We start from the raw sequence: 17,281 nt of genomic DNA on the forward strand, positions 1-17,281 counted from the left end.
AACAGATGCGCCACACATACCGCTGCCCCCTGCGCTGGGCGGACATGGACGCGTACGGCCACGTCAACAACGTGGTGTTTCTCCGCTACCTGGAGGAGGCCCGTATCGACTTCCTGTTCCGCCCGGACAAGGAGTTCCAGCAGGGGTCCGTGGTGGCGCGCCACGAGATCGACTACAAGCGGCAGCTCGTCCACCGGCACGAGCCGGTGGACATCGAGCTGTGGGTCACCGAGATCAAGGCGGCGTCCTTCACCCTCTCCTACGAGGTCAAGGACGGCGACCAGATCTACGTCCGGGCCTCGACGGTGATCGTGCCGTTCGACTTCGAGGCGCAGCGCCCCCGCCGGATCACCGCGGAGGAGCGGGAGTTCCTCCAGGAGTACACGGACGACGCGGACGACGCCGAAGCCGAGGAGAAGGCCGTCGCCGCATGACGGTCCTCCACCTCGCCGACGAGACGGAGGCGGCGGACCTCGCCGCCTTCCTCTCCCGGCTGCTGCACTACGACCGTGCCGCCGCGGTGCGCCTGCAGGCGGCGGGCACGGCGCTCGCCGTGTTCGGGCGTCCGCCGTCCTTCGAGGTGCTGGCGGTCCGCGCGGTACGGCTGGCCAAGCCGTACGAGAACGGGCTCGACGTCACCCTCGACGCGACCGTCTCCGCCGGTGAACTGCTGGAGGCGGTCGACGAGCCGGCGGCCTCGGCCCGCGTCCCGGCCGCGGTGACCGGACCGCCGTGGGCGGGCGTACTCCCGCCGCGCGGCGGCTGGCGCCCGGAGCCGGGGCTGCCCCCGGCGGAGGCCCTGGGCGCGATGGTGTCCGCCGCCGTCGCCGAATTCCGCTCCCGCACACAGGAGTTGGCTCAGGAGCGGCGCACGCGCGCCGAACTCGACCGGATCGGGCGGGAGATCTGGTCCCGGATGGTCGGACAGACCCAGTTGCCCGTGCGGGCGGTGCACGCGGCGCAGTCGCTGCGGTTCCTCAGGCCCCCGGCGGTCCCCGGGCCGGGGGACCTGGCGCTGTTCTCGTCGGGCGCGTGGCTGCGGCTGCGGACTCCGTACGGCTCGATCGCCGTACGGCGGGCCGAGACGGGGCTCGGCGCCCTGGGCGTCAGCGTCCGCTGACCCGGTCCGGTCAGCCCCTCTGACTGTCGTCCGGCCACACCGCGATGTGGTCCGGCTCCAGCTCCAGCGCCACCCGGTCGCGCATGCCCAGGGCCTGGGTGTACTCGGCGGGCAGTTGCAGGCGGCCGGCGCGGTCCAGCATGGCGTACTCGCGGCTCACCACCCGCTCGTCGCCGGTCGCCGCGTCCACCTCGCTGCGGCGCAGCACCTCCGTGGACGTACGGCCGTCGCGGATGGCGACCGTGCGGCGGACCTCGGTGGCGACCGCCTGGTCGTGGGTGACGATGACGATGGTGGTGCCCAGGCGTTCGTTGGCGGTGCGGAAGGCGGCGAAGACCTGCTCGGCGGTGTGGGAGTCGAGCTCGCCGGTCGGCTCGTCGGCGAGCAGCACCGCCGGGTTGTTGGCGAGGGCCACCGCGATCGCGACGCGCTGCTGCTGGCCCCCGGACATCTCGTGCGGGCGGCGGTCGCGGCAGTCGCCCACCTGAAGCAACTCCAGCAGTTCCAGCGCGCGTTCCGCCTTGGCGCGGCGGCCCCGCCCCCACGTGCCGGACAGCTGCATGGGCAGGGCGACGTTCTGCGCCGCGGTCAGATAGGGCAGGAGGTTGCGGGAGGTCTGCTGCCAGACGAAGCCGACGACCTCGCGGCGGTAACGGAGGCGGTCCTTCGCGGTCATGGTGAGCAGGTCGTGGTCCGCGACCCGGGCCGCGCCGGCCGTGGGGGTGTCCAGGCCGGCCAGGATGTTCATGAGGGTCGACTTGCCGCTGCCGGACGCGCCGACGAGAGCCATGAGCTCGCCCTCGCGGACGAGCAGGTCCAGGCCCTGGAGCGCCTGGACCTCCACGCCGTCGGTGGTGAAGATGCGGACCAGACGGTCGCAGCTGATCAGCGCGTCGTGGCCGTAGACCGGGCGGGAGCGGTCCGCGGCCGCTCGCTGGGCCAGGTCGGCCAGGCTGGGGTTCGTCGTCATCGGAGGTCTCCTGGGCGGCGGTTACGGCGACTCGAGCGGCTACGGCGGTCACGGCGACTGGAGCGGCTGCTGCGGCTCCGGCTGCTGCGGCGCTCGGCTGGATTCATCTCGCGTCCCCCGCCCTCAGCTCCCGTACCGAGCCCCGCCGCCCCGTCCACCAGGCCTGCCCGACGGCGACCCCCACCGCCAGCAGCAGAACCGCCGCCGCCGGCAGGGCGAGGGACAGCGGGTCCGTCCGCAGCGCGTTCCCGCCGGTGGACGCCGCCGTCGACGGCAGGGCGATGGCCGTCAGGTCGATGCCGGGAGACAGGAGGCGGATGGTCACCCAGCCCGTCAGCGCGCCGCCCGCCGCGGCGAGCAGGGCCTGGGGGAGCGACTCCAGGACGAGGAGGCGGCGGCCCTGGGCGCGGGTGAGACCCATGGTGCGCAGGCGGGCGAGGAGCGCGGCACGTTCGGGCGCGGCGCGCAGCAGGGCGAGGAGCAGAGCCAGTACGGCGTACCCGGCACCGGCCGCCACCGCCACCGTGTAGACGGTCTCGGCGCCGGACTGCAGGGGCGAGTCGACGTACTCGGCCCGTTCCCCGGCACGCGTGCTCACGGACGCGGACCTGCCCGCCATCCGGCGCAGGGCGCCCGCGTCCAGGTGGTCACCGGTCAGCAGCAACACACTCGTACGCGCCGTCTCGCGGCTCATCCCGGCCCGGTCCACGACCAGGAAACTGGTGCTGAGCACGGCCGGTGTCCGGTCCCGGACGGCGACGATCCGGACGGTGATGTCGGTGCCGTCGTCCAGCCGCACCGGGAAGGGCCGGGTGCCGTACCTCTCGGCGACCGACGGGGAGGCCAGCGCGGGCAGCGGGGCCCGCGGGTCGGCGGCCGGCCGCCGCAGCTGCTCCTCCGGGAAGGCACCGAGGCCGGTACGCCCGGCCAGCGAGGCGTAGTCCGCCGGGCCGACGCCCGCCAGGGACACCTGCGTCAGGTTCTCTCCCGCCTTGGCCCGGTAGTCGACGCTCACTTCGGTGACGTCCCGCACGCCCGGTTCGCGGCGGACCCGGTCGGGCAGCTCGGCGGGCAGCCCGTCGGGCCCCTCGACACGACCGTCGGCGCCGACCGCGAGGAGAGCGGCGTGGTCGCGGGCGCCGGCCACCCCCGCCAGCACCGAACCACCGAAGGCGGCGGTGGTGAGCGCGGTCAGCAGCGCCAGCAGGGGCAGCACCGCCGAGACGGACGTACGGCCCGCACGGGCCAGGGACAGATGGCCCACCACACCGCGCAGCCGGCCGGCCGGGCGCGTCAGCCGGCGCAGCGGCAACGGGTACAGGCGGACCAGCACCAGGGCCGCGATCACGCCCACCAGCACCGGCGCCAGCGACACCAGCTGATCCCCCGCCCCGTCCGAGACCCCGCGCCGCCGCAGCGTCTCCACCGCCCCCACCGCGATCACCAGCAGCGTGAGCTCGGCGACCGTGCGGCGCCGGGAGGGACGTACGGACACCGTGTCCTCGCGTGGGCCGTGGACGCGGACCACGCGGTGCGCGACCGCCGCGCGCAGCGGCAGCGCGGCACAGGCCACGGCCGTGACCGCGGCGGCCGCGACGACCGCGGGGAGTCGGCGGCCCTCGGGGACGGCGAGCAGGGCCGCACCGAGCCCGAGCGCCCCGGCGGGCACGGCGACCACCGCCGTCTCCGCGAGCAGCCGGCCGGTCAGGCCGCGCAGGGAGGCGCCGCGGGCGCGCAGCAGGGCGAGTTCGGCGCGGCGGCGGTCGGCGGCCAGGCCCCCGGCCATCAGCAGGGCGACGGCGGCGACCGTCGCGCTGCCGGAGACGGCGACCGCGACCAGCGGGACGATGTCGGACCTCAGGCGGCCGTAGGAGGTGAGGACGTCGTCGAGGTCGGTGTATGCCTGCGCGCCCGGATCGGTGGCCGCGCGCAGCCGGGCCAGACCCGGCCCGGACTTCAGGGCGGCGACCGCGGACTTCAGGCCGTCGAGCTCGTGGGCGTGCACGGCGTGGGTGTCGGGCGCCACCTGCCAGTAACGCCAGGGGCTCGCTCCGGTCCCCAGCAGGGCCGGGGCGGCCTCGGGCGGCAGGAGCAGGGCGCCGAGCCAGTACTTCGGCGGGTCGAGATCGGGCGAGGGCACCTCGACCAGGGCCGGCGTGCGCAGCAGCGGCGCGGTCGACCAGTAGGCGCCGTCGGGTTCGCGCGGGGTGAGGATGCCGGTGACGCGGACGGCGAGCGGCGGGCGGTTCACGGCGGGTACGTGAATGACCGAACCGACCTTGATGTGCATGCTCCTGGCCGTCTCGGCGGACACGGCGGCCTCCACGTCCGTGGCCGCGGCCGTCACCCGGCCCGTCGCCCGGGGCATCCGGCCCGTACGCACCGAGGAGTGCTCGGCCAGTCCGCTCTGCGCGACCAGGCGCACCTTCGCGGGCAGTCCGCTGGGCCGCGGGATCCAGCGGTCGGGGACGGCCAGGTCGGCGCCGGTCAGCACCCCGTGGGCCGACTGGCCGGGGTCGGCGACGAGCGGCCGCCGGACGGTGCCGAGGATCTTGGCGTACTGCCGGCCCAGGGCCGGCGGGAGCAGCGCCTCTTCCCGTTCCGACTGCGAGAACTCCAGGCCCGGCACCGGGGCGTACATCGTCAGGGTGGTGCGTGCCGGAGTCGCCCGCTCGACGGCCCGGACCAGCCCGGCGTCCTCGTACCGGTCGAGCGCGCGCGGGAACGCGGCGGCCAGGCACGCGGTCAGCGCGACCAGCAGGGCGAGGGCGGCCGCGGCACCCGGCGCGGTGCGCAGCCGTACCCGGATCCAGGCGGGAGTGACGGGGTGCACCTCACTCACCTCCGCGGTCTCGAAGGGACACCGCCGGGTCGGCCCGGCGCAGCGCCAGCACCGCCGTGACGACGAGCGGCCCGGCGGCGACGGCCGCCAGCAGGGCGATCACCTGGGCGGGCGGCAGGTGGACCAGCACGGTCGGCACGGGTTTCGTGGCCTGACCGGTCAGCATGATCAGGGGGATCACGGCCCGGGTCAGCACGGTGCCCAGGGCCACGCCGACCACCAGAGCCAGGGCCAGCAGCACGCCCTGTTCGGCGGCGAGCATCCGGGCCAGCCGGCGGCGCGGGGCGCCCAGGGCGCGCAGTACGGCGAACTCGGCGTCCCGTTCCCTGAGCGACCCGGCGGCGCTCACCGCGAAGCCGACCGCGGCCAGTGCCGCCGCCACTACGGCCGCCGCGGTGAACGCGGCCGCGGGCCCGGCGCCGAACGGGTCGTCGCGCAACCGGTCGGCGATCTCGTCCCGCACGACGACCTGCGCCGGGTCGATGTCCGGCAGGGCGCGCAGGGCCGCGGCCACGTCCGTCACGTGGTGGGCGTCGGTGCCCAGCCACCACTCGGTGGGCGCGACGCGGTCGCCGTAGCGGGTCTGGAGCAGTCGGTTCACCGACCGCAGATCCACCAGCAGGCCGCCGCCGTCGTGCGCCGCGTCCACGGAACCGCCCTGCTCGGGGACGGCCGTGGTGGGCAGCGCCCGCAGGGAACGGACGATGCGGACGGGGAGGTTCTGGCCGCCGAACCTCACGTCCACCCGCTGCCCCGGGCGCGCGCCCACGGACTCCAGGAAGCGGTCGGTCGCCACGGCCGCGATCTCCGGCTGCGCGGGCTGCGCGACCTGGAGCCGCACGGTCACCGTGCCCGTGACCCAGGGCATCTCGTGCGGCACGTAGCCGGTGCCGTAGGCGACGGTCAGCGGGTGGGTGGACGTCACGACCGGCTTGGCGGGGGCGGCGCCGCCGTCGAGGGGGGAGACGGTGTCGGTGCCGGCCGAGGTCGCCTTCCAGGCCGTCGGCAGCGGCAGGTGCCGTACCGTCCCGTCGCCGCCCGTGGCGGTGACCGCGGAGACGGTGAGGCGGTGCTGCTCGGCGCGGTCGACGGGCTGGACCATGTTCAGGTCGAGGGCGGTGAGGATCACGGGCCCCGTGACGGCGGGGAGGTCCACGTCCAGGGGGCGGGGGCGGCCGTCGGTGAGCAGCGCGCCGAGCGGCATCCGGTACGGGACTCCGTAGCGGTCCTCCAGGGTGACCGCCGCGTCCACCGACGTTCCCGTCCCGGAGCTGTGCAGGGCCGCCGTCAACCGCAGCCGGGCCGTGCCCGCGGGCACCTTCACTCCCGCGGTCGCGGTCTTCGGCGCGAGCCCGGCGAGCAGCGGGCGTACGGGCTCGGGCGCCAGGTCGGGCCGCATCAGCACCGAGTCCGCCGCGCGAGCGGTGTCCAGGGCGAGGACGGTCGCGGTGCGGTCGCCGGCGAGCGGCAGCGTGGTGCGGACGACGGGGGCGGCGGCGCGGACGTGCGGGACGGCCGCGTACTGCTCGGTGCGGCCGAGGTCCCCCTCACCGGCGGCCAGCACGCGCACCGGCGCGCCCGCCCGGAAGTCGGCCTGGTCGTCCTGCGAACGGTCCCAGGAAGCGCCCTGACCGATCGCCAGCATGCCCAGCGCGATGGCGAGGACGAGCAGCAGCACCGGGCCGGCCCCGCGCGCCGGACGGCGGCTGAACTGCCAGCCCGCCAGCGCCGTCGGCAGCCCGCGGCCCCCGGCGGCGCGGCGCTCGGCCAGCCGGGCCACCGGCGGCAGCAGCCGCAGGGTCAGCACCGTCCCGGCCAGCAGGGCGAGCGCGGGGGCGGTGACCAGCAGCGGGTCGATGCCGAGCGTGCCCGTCCGGTCGTCGCCGACCGCGCCCGACGGCTGCCGGCTCAGCTGCCAGTACGCCACGGCGGCCACCGCCAGCAGTCCGATGTCCGCGCCCGCCCGCAGCGGCGCGGGCAGTGCCCGGGCCCGTCGGCCGGCCGCCGACGAGGAGGTCAGCGCGGGCAGCGTCACCGCCAGCGCGCAGCCCAGCGCCACGGCCGCCGCCACCAGCCACACCCCGGCCCGCCCGGTCGCCGAGACGTCCGGGTGCAGCCCGATCCGGGCCAGGGCGCCCTGCCCGGCCAGCAGCCCGGTCAGCGGCCCGGCCAGCAGCGGCGCGCAGGCCACGGCGGGCACGGCGAGCAGCAGCGCCTCCGTGGCGGCGAGGCCCGCGAGCCGGGCCCGGGAGCCGCCGCGCGCCCGCAACAGGCGGGTCTCACCGGCGCGTTCGCTGCTCAGCAGCCGGGCCACCAGCAACAGGGCACAGCCCGCGAGCAGCGCCAGCTGGAGCGCGGCGATCAGCAGGGTCGAGCGGGCGACGAGCAGGGAGCGGTCGATCCGGTCCAGGACGTCGGGCAGCGAGGTCGTGACCTCCGGCGCGCCGCCCACCGCGGCCGTCTTCCGCAGGGACGCGGCACCCTCGCGGACCGCGTCGCGCAGCGCCCCCGTCCGGTCGGTCGTCAGCGTCGAGAAGTCCGCGGACGCCTGCCACGCGCTCTGCCCCGTGCTCACCTTCCCGCCGCCGACGACACCGGGGCCGGCCAGCAGCGGTCCGTACATCGTGAAGCCGACCTTGCGGATCCCGCGGCCGCCCAGGTCGTCCAGTCGCCAGTACGGGGCGTCGGCGTCCGCCGGCCGGTACAGCCCGGTGATCCGCACATGGACCTTCGGGCCGCCGAGCCGGTCGGCGAGGGTGAGCCGGGCGCCGGGCTCCAGGCCGAGACGCTGCGCGGAGGCCACGGGCAGCGCGGCCTCGAGGTCGTTCCCCGTCGCGGTCCCGCGGGGCGGACGGCCGGAGACGAGCCGGATCTGCGTGGGGTCCAGGGCCGCGAAGTACGTCAGGTCCGGATCGCCGGACCGTTGCGTCGGGGGCCGCAAGGAGAGGGGCAGGCCGTACGGGCCGGACCGCACCAGGGTGCGTACGGTGACCGGCAGACCGTCGAAGGCCGTGCGGGCCTGCTCGCGTACGGCGGCGCCGGCGGCCTCGGTGGCCGCGCGCCCGGTGGGCGGCACGTCGGTCCGGACGGCCAGGGTGGTGCCGGCCGCGTTGCGCGGGTCCCGCAGGGAGTGGCGCAGCGCCGCGTCGCCGAGGGCGCCGGAGTACGCGGTGAGCGTCGCCAGCACCGCCGTGGTCAGCAGGACCGTGAGCAGCGCGGCCGCCAGCAGCAGCCGGTGCGCCCGCGCACGCAGCAGGACGAATCCCGTGAATCCCGCCACCCGCTCCCCCCGGAGTTGTCCAGACCTCCGGGCGATGCTTTCAGAGGACACGGGGTCCGGGTAGCGCTCGTGGACCGAGGTTGATCGGATCGTGACCGGAATCCGGCGCGGAACGACCGGAATCCGGGACTCCGGGGACGGGGGGACCGGCGAAGGGGCGGCTCAGTCCGGTGTGTTCACCATCGACGCCGCCGCGTACGTCAGGTAGTTCCACAGCGTCTGCTCGTGCTCCTGCGACAGGCCGAGCTCGTCGACCGCGACCCGCATGTGCCGCAGCCAGGCGTCGTGCGCCGCCCGGTCGACCCGGAACGGCGCGTGCCGCATCCGCAGCCGCGGGTGCCCGCGCCGCTCGCCGTACGTCGTCGGACCGCCCCAGTACTGGATCAGGAACAGCCGCAGCCGCTCCTCGGCCGGACCCAGGTCCTCCTCGGGGTACATGGCCCGCAGCTCGGGGTCCTCGGCGACCCCCTCGTAGAAACGGTGGACGAGCCGACGGAAGGTCTCCTCCCCGCCGACCTGCTCGTAGAAGGTCTGCTCCTGAAGCGTGCCGCGCCGAATCTCATTCACGCGTCCATGCTCTCAGACGCGGGGACCGAGGACCGGAGGCCTAGGACCGGAGACCTGGGGCCGGAGCCGGGGAGGGGGCCGTGGCGGCCCGCCCCTCCCGGCACGGTCCGGTGGGCAGGGCGTTCTAGCCGCGCCTGATCGTGATCGTCGTCCAGGCGCCCACGTGGACCCGGTCGCCGTCCTGGAGGGTGACCGGGACGAAGGGCTGGATGGGTTCCTCGGAGCCGTTGACCGTGGTGCCGTTGGTCGAGTTCTGGTCGACGACCGCCCAGCTGCCGTCGGGCTGCTGGACCAGTACCGCGTGCTGGTGGGAGACGCCCGGGTCCTCCGGCGGCACCGACAGGTCGATGTCGGGGGTGTCGCCGGTGGAGTGCCGGCGGCGGCCGATGGTGACCTGGTTGCCGGTGAGCGTGTGCTGTTGCTCGGGCGAGTACGCGGGCAGGTTCAGGCCCGCGGCCTCGGGGCCGGAGCGCTGCATCATCGCCATGAAGTACTCGCGGTCCGGGCCGATCGTCGCCGTCCAGGTCGCCGGCTGCTGCGGCTGGTGCGGGAAGCCCGGGCCGGGCGGGGCCTGGGTGGCGCCGGGCTGCGGGTAGCCGTAGCCGCCGCCCTGGCCCGCACCCGGACCACCGGGACCGGCCGGACCGGACGGACCGGACGGGCCCGTGGCCGACGGCGGAGAGATCACCCAGTCGTCGTCACCGCCGAAGGACGGGCCGCCCGGCTGGGGCCGGCCCGTCTCCCGCGGGAACCCGGGCGGGGCCGGCGGACCGGCCTGCTGGAACGCCTGCGGTGCGCCCCCGGGCACACCGGGGCCGCCCGGACCACCCGGTCCGCCGGGGTGGGCCGCCCCGGGCGGCGGCGGGACCGGCCGCGACGGGTCGGGGCCGAAACCCGAGGGGCCGGGGCCGCCCGGTCCGCCGGGGCGGCCCGGGGGCTCGGTGCCGAAGGGCGGGCCCGGCGGGATCGGCTCGGCCGGGCGGTTCACCTGCGAGGGCCGGGAGCCCTGGTACTCGTAGGAGTCGCCGCCGAAGGACGGGCCGGGCGGCTGCGGGAAGCGGGGGGCACCCGGGCCGGGACCGGGGCCGGGCGCCGACGGGCGTGGCGCGGCGGGGGTGTACGAGGTCGCCGTGTTCGTCAGGAAGTTCCACCGGCACTCCTCGCAGAACGGCGCACCGCCCTCACGGGGCGTACGGCACTGCGGGCAGAGCTCCGGCTCGGGGTCCGGCACGGCGGACAGGTGCGGGTGCCCGCCGGGCCCACCCGGCCCCGGCGCGGGCGGGAAGCCGTAGCCGCCGACCGGGGGCGGCGGGGGAGGCGGAGGCACGGCACCGGCCATGCGGTGACCGCACACCTCGCACCAGTCTTCGGAACCCGACTGGTGTCCGTTCGGGCAGGTCGGCATGTCGGCCCTTCCCCCTCTCCTTTCCGGCCGTCTCGACCGGATTTCTCCAACCCCGAGGGGCCGGGCTCGCTGTCTGTCGCGGTGGTGCCAGGTCACTTCTTCACACGAACAGTCTTGGTGGACCGTGTCTCGAGAGTCATCTCGTCGGCCTCCTCGACCTTCGCCTTCAGTCGCACAGTACCTGTCGCCGCGTCGACCACGTCCACCACCTTCGCAAGCAGTTTCGCAGTATCCGCGTTCCCCGAGGCGCCGGCGAGCTGAACGGCCCGGCCCAGTTTGGCCGTTGCTCCATCGATATCGCCTGCCTTGCGAAGGTCGAGACCTTGTTGGATGACCTGTGCCAGTTCGGCCTGCCCGGTGTAGTGGGCCACCTGCGGGTTGATCGAGGTGGAGGCGGCCATGTCGTCGGTCCATACGGCCCGTACGAGGCCCTGCGCGCCCAGGTTTTGTGCCGTTCCGTCCGGTTGTGGGACCACCAGGGAGACCCGGGCCGCGAGCATTTCCTGGCCGATGCCGGCCGCGGGCACCTCCACGCAGAGGTGGTAGTCACGGGACTCGTCCCCCCAGGAACCGGTGGGATAGTCCCCGGCACGCGGGCCCGCCTCGGTGCGACGTTCCGTCAACTCCTCGACCACGGGGGCGACTTGCTTGACGAACTTGATGGTCGCGCCGACCGGCGTCCACACCCGCAGGGCGACGTCCGCGACCTCCTTGCCCATCGCCGTCTCCATCATCCGCGTGAAGTCGGCGGCCAGACCGGCCGGGTCGGCGACGATGTCGGCGGTGCCGAGCAGCGCGGAGGCGATCCCTGTGACTTCTTTCACTTCCCAGTCGGTGCCCACGCCACGCGCGTCACACGTGAAGCGTCCCGCGCAGTCGTCGAGCGCCCGCCTGAGGTCCTCGGGCGACTCGTGCTCGTTGCGGCCGTCGGTGAGCAGGATGCCGTGCCGGATCTCGACCTCGGCCGAGGACAGCAGCCGGTCGGCCAGCCGCAGCCAGGTGCCGATGGCGGTGCCGCCGCCCGCGCTCAGCCTGCGCAGCGCCAGCTTGGCCTGCTCGCGGGTGGTGGCGTCGGCGACCGCGAGCCGGCCGCCGCCCGGATAGACCTCCTTGGCCACGTGCGTGCCGCCGATCACCGCGAAGTGCACGCCGTCGCGCAGGGTGTCGATCGCGGCGGCCGTGGCGTCCCGGGCGTTGCGCATCTTGGTCGGCGGGTAGTCCATCGAACCCGAGCAGTCGACCATCAGCGCCACCGCCGCGGACGGCCCCCGACCGGGCGTGTAGAGGTGGGGCGCCGCCACCGCGCCGCCGATCGTGCCACCGCCGGTCGCGGTGACCGTGACGATCGCGTTGACCTCCCGGCCGCCCTCGGGCAGGTACTCGTTCTGGTACACGTCCACCGAGAACCGCGGCACGCTGGACTTCGAGAAATTGGCCATGCCTTCCCAGATCCCCCTCTGGAACCCCCGCGCGCGGGGACGACGACTGTGAACGGACCGGTCCCCTCCGGCCCCTCGGAGCTTCCCCGTCGGTGAGGGCCCGGGTCCGGGCTCCCGTCACGTGCCACGTGTCACGGCATGCCCCGGCACACGTCCCTCAGGGCGATCCTGCCCCCTGCGGCGGGGCCGGGAACGGCAGGACGGCCACTGTTACGTTGTCGTGGCCCCCGCCGTCCAGGGCGTGGCCGACCAGCACCCGGGCGCTGTGCAGCGGCCGTACGGCGGCGTCGAGGGGGACGGCCTCGGCCATCTCCTCGGCCGTCTCGGCGTAGTTCCACAGCCCGTCCGTGCACACCAGGACCACACCCGGCCGGTCCGGCTTGAAGGAGGCGGTGTGCGGCTCGAGTTCGTAGGCGTCCGCGCCGAGCCAGCCGGTGATCGCGTGGGCGCGCTCGTCGGCGTACGCCTCCGCCTCGGTCATCAGGCCCGCGGCGACCATCTGCGCGGCCCACGAGTCGTCCTCGGTGAGCCGGGCCGGGGGCGCGGAGCGGTCCACCGGCACCCAGTAGACGCGGCTGTCGCCGACCCAGCCGACGACCAGCAGGCCGGAGGTGACCACCGCGCCGACGATCGTGCAGGCCGGCGCGTTCTGGTGCGGGGCGTGCTCGCGGGCCGTCGCGGGCTCCTCGGCGAGCGACTCGACCGCCTTCGCGGCGGCCACGATCGCCTCGTGCATGGCCTGCTGGGGATGCGTGCCGCGGGGGAGCGCGGCCAGCAGTGACCCGCCCGCCGCCCGCGAGGCGGCCAGTGAGGCGTCGTCGGGGCGGGTCGCGGAGGACACGCCGTCGCAGACGATCGCCACGGCCGCGGGCGAGCCGTCGGGCAGCGCGGTGTGGCCGACGGCGAAGGCGTCCTCGTTGCGGTGGTGACGCAGACCCCGGTCGCTGACCGCGGCGACCGGGCCCGACTCCTGCTCCATGTGGTCGCGTTCGCGCGGCTGGGCGTGCCCGCAGTTCTCGCAGTAACCGTCGCTGTCGACCCGCCCCGCCCGGCACGCCACGCACACCGCGGCGCCCTCGTCCGGGGCGGCGGCGTCCGCGGCCACCCGCGGGTCCGGCGCCTGCAGCGGGTACTCGTCGGGCTCCGCGGGCCGGTCGAGCCGCACACCGCAGGCCGGTGACGCGGGGGAGCCGCCGATCGGCGGCTGTGGCTCCGCCTGCTGCGGAGGCTGAACTGCCGGGTATGCCTGGGCCTGCGGCTGGGCTGCTGCCTGGGCTGGCGGCTGCGGCGCCGTTCGGCGCGAGGGCTGGGCGGCCCGATGCGCCTGGTCCTGGTCCTGAGTCTGCGGTTGCCGCGGAGGCTGCGGCTCGGCCGCCGCCTGAGCCTGCGGCTCCGCCTGGCGCGAGGGCTGGGCTGCTGCCTGCTGCTGAGGCTGCGGTGCCGGTGCCGGTGCCGGTGCCGGTGCCGGTGGTGGGGGCAGCGGGGAGCCGCCCGCGTGCGTGTCCGGCGCGTGCGGACGGGGCGGGGCCTCGGAGGCGTCCGGGTGCGGGGCGTGGGGCCAGGCGGCGGCGTCGGCGCGCTCGCCGGGGCCGGCCGGGCGCGGTACCGATGCGCCGTTCATGGTGAGCGTCGGCGTGTCGCCCCCTCCCGCGGCGGCCGCGGACAACTCGCATCCGCACGCGCCGCAGAAACGGTCACCCGATTCCACCGGCTCCGCACAGCTCGGGCACTTCGGCAGGGCGGCCTGCTGGTGCATCTGGGACATCAACTACACCCACGTCCGGGGGCGGTAACGGTTGGCACGTTCCACCAGGTCGATCCTCTCCTCGCCGCCGGGCGCCAGCCGGGCCAGCGTGCGGTACGAACGCTCCAGGCCGAAGCGGAGTCCCCGCTCGTCCAGGTCGCTGCCGAGCAGCACCCGCCGGGCGGCCGGGTCGGCGGCCCGGCCCCCGGAGAGTATCCAGTCCAGGGCGCAGCCGAGGACTTCCGCCGACAGCCGTTCGCGCCGCGCCGGATCCAGAGCGTACGCCTGAAGTGCCTCGACCTGCCCGGCGGCGGCCGTCAGATCCTCCAGGAACGGCGTGTCGGACGCGGCCGCCGTCCGGTGCCGCAACCGCGCCCGTACGGCCGCCACCCGCGCCGCCGTGTAGTGGATGGAGGACTCCGGAACCGACTCCAGGGTCCGTACGGCCCCGCGCCGGTCACCGGTGGCCAGTTGGACGCGGGCCAGGCCGAACGCGGCGCTGACCTGGCTCGGGTCGGTGGACCACACCAGGCGGTAGTACTCGGCGGCGTTGTCGAGCTGGCCGAGCACCTCCGCGCACAGGGCGAGCGCCAGCTTCGGCGCGACCTCGCCGGGGAAGGCGTCGTAGATCGCGTCGAAGGCGAGGGCCGCCTCCTCGTGGTCGCCGGTGACCAGGGAGGCCACGCCCCGGTACCAGACGACCCGCCAGTCGTCCGGGTCCTCCTCCTCCAGAGCGCGCAGGATCCGCAGCGCGATGTCCGGCTCGCCGGTCTCCAGCCGGGCGCGGACCTGGCGCAGCCGCGTCTCGGCGGACTGCGTGGGCGCCGCCGCGAGCGCGTGGACCAGTTCGGCGGGCGCCGACGTCAACAGACCCGCCAGAAAACCCGCGTTCGGGTCGGTGGGGTCGACGTGGGGAACCGGCAGGGCGAGGGCGGCGGTCGTCGTGTCGACGGGCTGGACGAGACCCGGCGGGGCCGGCGTGTCCGGGCCGCCGTTGCCGTGCGCCGTGCCGGCGGGGAGCGCCGGCGCGGACCCGCGTGTGCGCGGCACCCGTGCCCCCAGCCGGGACACGTCCTCGTCCAGCCGGGGGAACAACTCCGTGTCCGTCACCCGCAGTTCCGGTCCGAACAGCGTCGACAGGGCCGGCCGCGCACGGCCGGTCTGCAGGGACACCACCTCCCGCAGTACGCCCGTCAGCTGCTCGGACATCTCCTGCGCGGAGGCGAACCGGCGGGCCGGGTCGGGGTCGGTGGCACGGACCAGCAGGCGGTAGAAGGACTCGTACCGGCGGAAGACCTCGATGTGGTCGGGATCGGGCAGACTGTCCGCGAAGACGTTCGTATAGCCCTGGAAGTCGAACGTGAGCACGGCGAGCGTACGGCCCACCGTGTACAGGTCGCTGGCCACCGACGGGCCGGCCTCGGCGACCTCCGGCGCCTGGTAGCCGACCGTGCCGTAGATGGCCGACTCGTCGTCGTCCATGCGGCGTACCGCGCCCATGTCGATCAGCTTGAGCTGGTCCTCGGTCTGGATCGCGTTGTCGACCTTGAAGTCGCAGTACAGCAGGTTGCGGCTGTGCAGGTGGCCGAGCGCCTCCAGGGCCTCGATGCCGTACGCGCACGCCTGCTCCACCGGCAGCGGGTCCCGTCTGCCGTCCGGGGTGCGGCGGGAGTTGGCGATCTCCTTCAGCGACTTGCCGCCGACGTACTCCATCACGATGTAGCCGTCGAGGGAGCCGGTGCGCTGGTCGAGGTGCTCCACGAAGTTGTAGATCCGCACGATGTTGGCGTGCTCGATCTCCGCGAGGAACCGCCGCTCGGAGATCGCCGCCTCCATCGCGTCCTGGTCGCCGGTGTCCAGCAGGCCCTTGAGCACCACCCACCGGTCGGACACCGCCCGGTCCACGGCGAGGTAGATCCAGCCCAGCCCGCCGTGCGCCAGACAGCCCGCGACCTCGTACTGGCCGTGGACGACGTCCCCGGCCCTCAGCTTGGGCACGAAGGAGTACGGGTGGCCGCACTTGGTGCAGAAACCCTCCGTACGGCCCGGCCGCTCACCCCGCGCGCGGCCCACCGGCGCCCCGCAGTCCGCCCGCGAGCAGAACCGCTTCCGCTCCGGCACCTCCGGGTTCTCGAGCACCATCGAGTGCGGGTCGGGCCGCGGCACCTGCGGCACCTGCACCAGCCCCGCGCCCAGCCGGCCGCGGCCGGAGGAGCCCGCCGTCGAGCCGGAGCCGCGCACCGACACCGAGCGGCCGGTGGACCTGCCCGACAGCGAGCGCGACAGCCGTCCCGACACCGAGCGGCGGGACCGCGAGGAACCGGTCGACTGCGACGACGTACGTGAACTGCGGGCGCTGCGCGCGCTGGAGGCCGAACCGCCGCTGCCCGCCGAACCCCGCGAGTCCCTGCCGCCGCCCGTGACTCCGGTGGGCGGTGAGCCCACCATGCCGGTCGCCGACACGACCGGCGCGAGACCGCAGGTGTCGCAGTACAGCTCGCCGCCGCCCATGTCCTCGTACGCGCCCCGGCACTCCGGCCGCTGACAGGTCTGCCCCGCCCGACTCATGGCTCCCCCCTACCGTCACCGTCCCGAGGCCCGCCCTGCTCCGGCACCCGCGCGCCGCCGAGCGCTTCGGCCGCCGCCTGCTGGTAGCGCAGCACGGCCTGCTCGGCCACCCGCAGGTCGCAGGGCGCGCTCCACAGCATGCGGCGCGCCGCGTCGTACCGCTCGACCAGCAGCGGGTCCTCCGCCAGGCCGTGCCGGGCCACCTTCGCCTTGTACGCGTCCAGCCGGCCGCGCAGCTCGGCGCGGACCGCCAGCGGAGCGGTGACCGCCGTCAGCGACTCGCGGGCGCGCAGCAGTTCGTCCTCCGCCTTCTGCTCCAGGGAGTCCAGCAGCGGCGACAGGCGGTGCCACAGGGCCTGTCTGCGGTACTCGGCGGCCGTCGCCAGCTGCTCCTGCAGCACGGTCGGCGGGCCGCTGACCACAGGCACCTCCGTCGCCGCGATCTTCGCCAGCACCTCGCCCCGCGCGGTGCGCGCCTCGGCGAGCGTGCGGTCCGCGCGCGAGAGCAGGTCCCGCAGCCTGATCAGCCGCTGCTCGGCGTCCTGCCGCACCCCGAGCACGGCGTCGATCTCCCGGCGCACCTCCTCCAGCGCCCGCGCCTCACGGTCGTACACCGTGGTGTCCGGCCGGCCGCCGCCCGGCGCCGAACTGCCCTGTGCCGGAATCCAGAAGGCCAGCGGGTCGGAGATCACCTCCTCGCGCAGCCTGGTCAGCGTGCGCGTGATGCGCTCCAGGTCGTCGCCCGCCGGGTGCTCGCCGGGGCGGACGCCGACCGAGTGCGCGAGCCGGCGGGTGCGCTGCAGCTCCGCGGCCAGTAAATCGATCCGCGCGGGCAGCGCCGACCACACCGCGTCGGCGGCGACCACCATGTCCAGGCCGGCCGCGTACAGCTCGTTCATCCGCTCCACCAGCGCGGCCAGGGAGAAGCTCTGGCTGAGCCTGCTCGGGCCGGACAGGGTCGGCGCGTTCGCGGTGGCCGTCGCCGAGCCCGCGACCGTGACCGCCTCGCCGCGCAGCAGTTCCGTCAGCTCCACCAGGTCCTCGCGGCTGGACCAGCGGCGGCGGGCGCGGATCCCACGGGCGGTGCGCAGCGCGCCGCTGTAGGCGTCGAAGTACGTCCACAGCAGCGTGATCGACGCCTCCGTCGCCGCCCAGCGCTCCTTGGTCACGCCGGTCAGATCGGCGCCCTCCAGGAGTCTGCGGCCCGCGTGGTCCTGCAGGGCGAGGAGCGAGGTCTCGATGGCCTCGTGCTCCGAGCCGAGCCGCGCCAGCGCACGGTCCACCTCGTCCCGGTCCATCACCGGCCCGGCGGGGTCCGTGACGCCCATCGATCACCTCTCGCTGCG

General features: G+C 75.4%; 11 protein-coding genes. 2 read left to right on the plus strand and 9 right to left on the minus strand.

The annotated features are described in order from the left end of the window. Positions 1–5: 5 nt before the first annotated feature. Together ACX25U_RS23945 and ACX25U_RS23950 are read left to right on the plus strand one after the other, a co-directional pair. Positions 6–434: an acyl-CoA thioesterase gene (locus tag ACX25U_RS23945; protein WP_454383010.1), complete on the plus strand. Its 429-nt coding sequence runs from the start codon at positions 6–8 to the stop codon at positions 432–434. Next, on the plus strand, positions 431–1,120 hold the full coding sequence (locus ACX25U_RS23950; protein WP_454383011.1) for a hypothetical protein: 690 nt from the start codon (positions 431–433) through the stop codon (positions 1,118–1,120). Before ACX25U_RS23945 ends, ACX25U_RS23950 begins: the two co-directional genes overlap by 4 nt. 10 nt (positions 1,121–1,130) lie before the next feature. Here the strand turns inward: ACX25U_RS23950 and ACX25U_RS23955 are convergent, their stop codons facing one another. From ACX25U_RS23955 to ACX25U_RS23995, 9 genes are all read right to left on the minus strand, one after another. Further along, positions 1,131–2,090, minus strand: coding sequence for an ABC transporter ATP-binding protein (locus ACX25U_RS23955; RefSeq protein WP_454383013.1), 960 nt, complete (start codon positions 2,088–2,090; stop codon positions 1,131–1,133). A gap of 103 nt (positions 2,091–2,193) precedes the next feature. Continuing rightward, complete coding sequence (locus tag ACX25U_RS23960; protein ID WP_454383015.1) at positions 2,194–4,923, minus strand: ABC transporter permease; 2,730 nt, start codon at positions 4,921–4,923, stop codon at positions 2,194–2,196. Between the two features lies 1 nt (position 4,924). Next, entirely contained in the window at positions 4,925–8,212 is a 3,288-nt protein-coding gene (locus ACX25U_RS23965; protein ID WP_454383016.1) for an FtsX-like permease family protein, read from the minus strand. A 162-nt stretch (positions 8,213–8,374) separates the two neighbouring features. Then, positions 8,375–8,779, minus strand: coding sequence for a globin (locus tag ACX25U_RS23970; protein ID WP_454383017.1), 405 nt, complete (start codon positions 8,777–8,779; stop codon positions 8,375–8,377). A 124-nt stretch (positions 8,780–8,903) separates the two neighbouring features. Further along, complete coding sequence (locus ACX25U_RS23975) at positions 8,904–10,184, minus strand: FHA domain-containing protein (protein WP_454383018.1); 1,281 nt, start codon at positions 10,182–10,184, stop codon at positions 8,904–8,906. Between the two features lie 92 nt (positions 10,185–10,276). Next, on the minus strand, positions 10,277–11,623 hold the full coding sequence (locus tag ACX25U_RS23980) for a vWA domain-containing protein (RefSeq protein ID WP_454383019.1): 1,347 nt from the start codon (positions 11,621–11,623) through the stop codon (positions 10,277–10,279). A gap of 157 nt (positions 11,624–11,780) precedes the next feature. Further along, positions 11,781–13,379 (minus strand): protein phosphatase 2C domain-containing protein, encoded by a 1,599-nt coding sequence (locus ACX25U_RS23985; protein WP_454394478.1) that lies wholly within the window; start codon positions 13,377–13,379, stop codon positions 11,781–11,783. A 12-nt stretch (positions 13,380–13,391) separates the two neighbouring features. Further along, entirely contained in the window at positions 13,392–15,935 is a 2,544-nt protein-coding gene (locus tag ACX25U_RS23990; protein WP_454383020.1) for a tetratricopeptide repeat protein, read from the minus strand. Next, complete coding sequence (locus ACX25U_RS23995; protein WP_454383021.1) at positions 15,932–17,263, minus strand: hypothetical protein; 1,332 nt, start codon at positions 17,261–17,263, stop codon at positions 15,932–15,934. The genes ACX25U_RS23990 and ACX25U_RS23995 overlap by 4 nt, the downstream gene beginning before the upstream one ends. Between the last annotated feature and the right edge of the window lie 18 nt (positions 17,264–17,281).

Source organism: Streptomyces sp. JNUCC 63 (assembly GCF_054366325.1).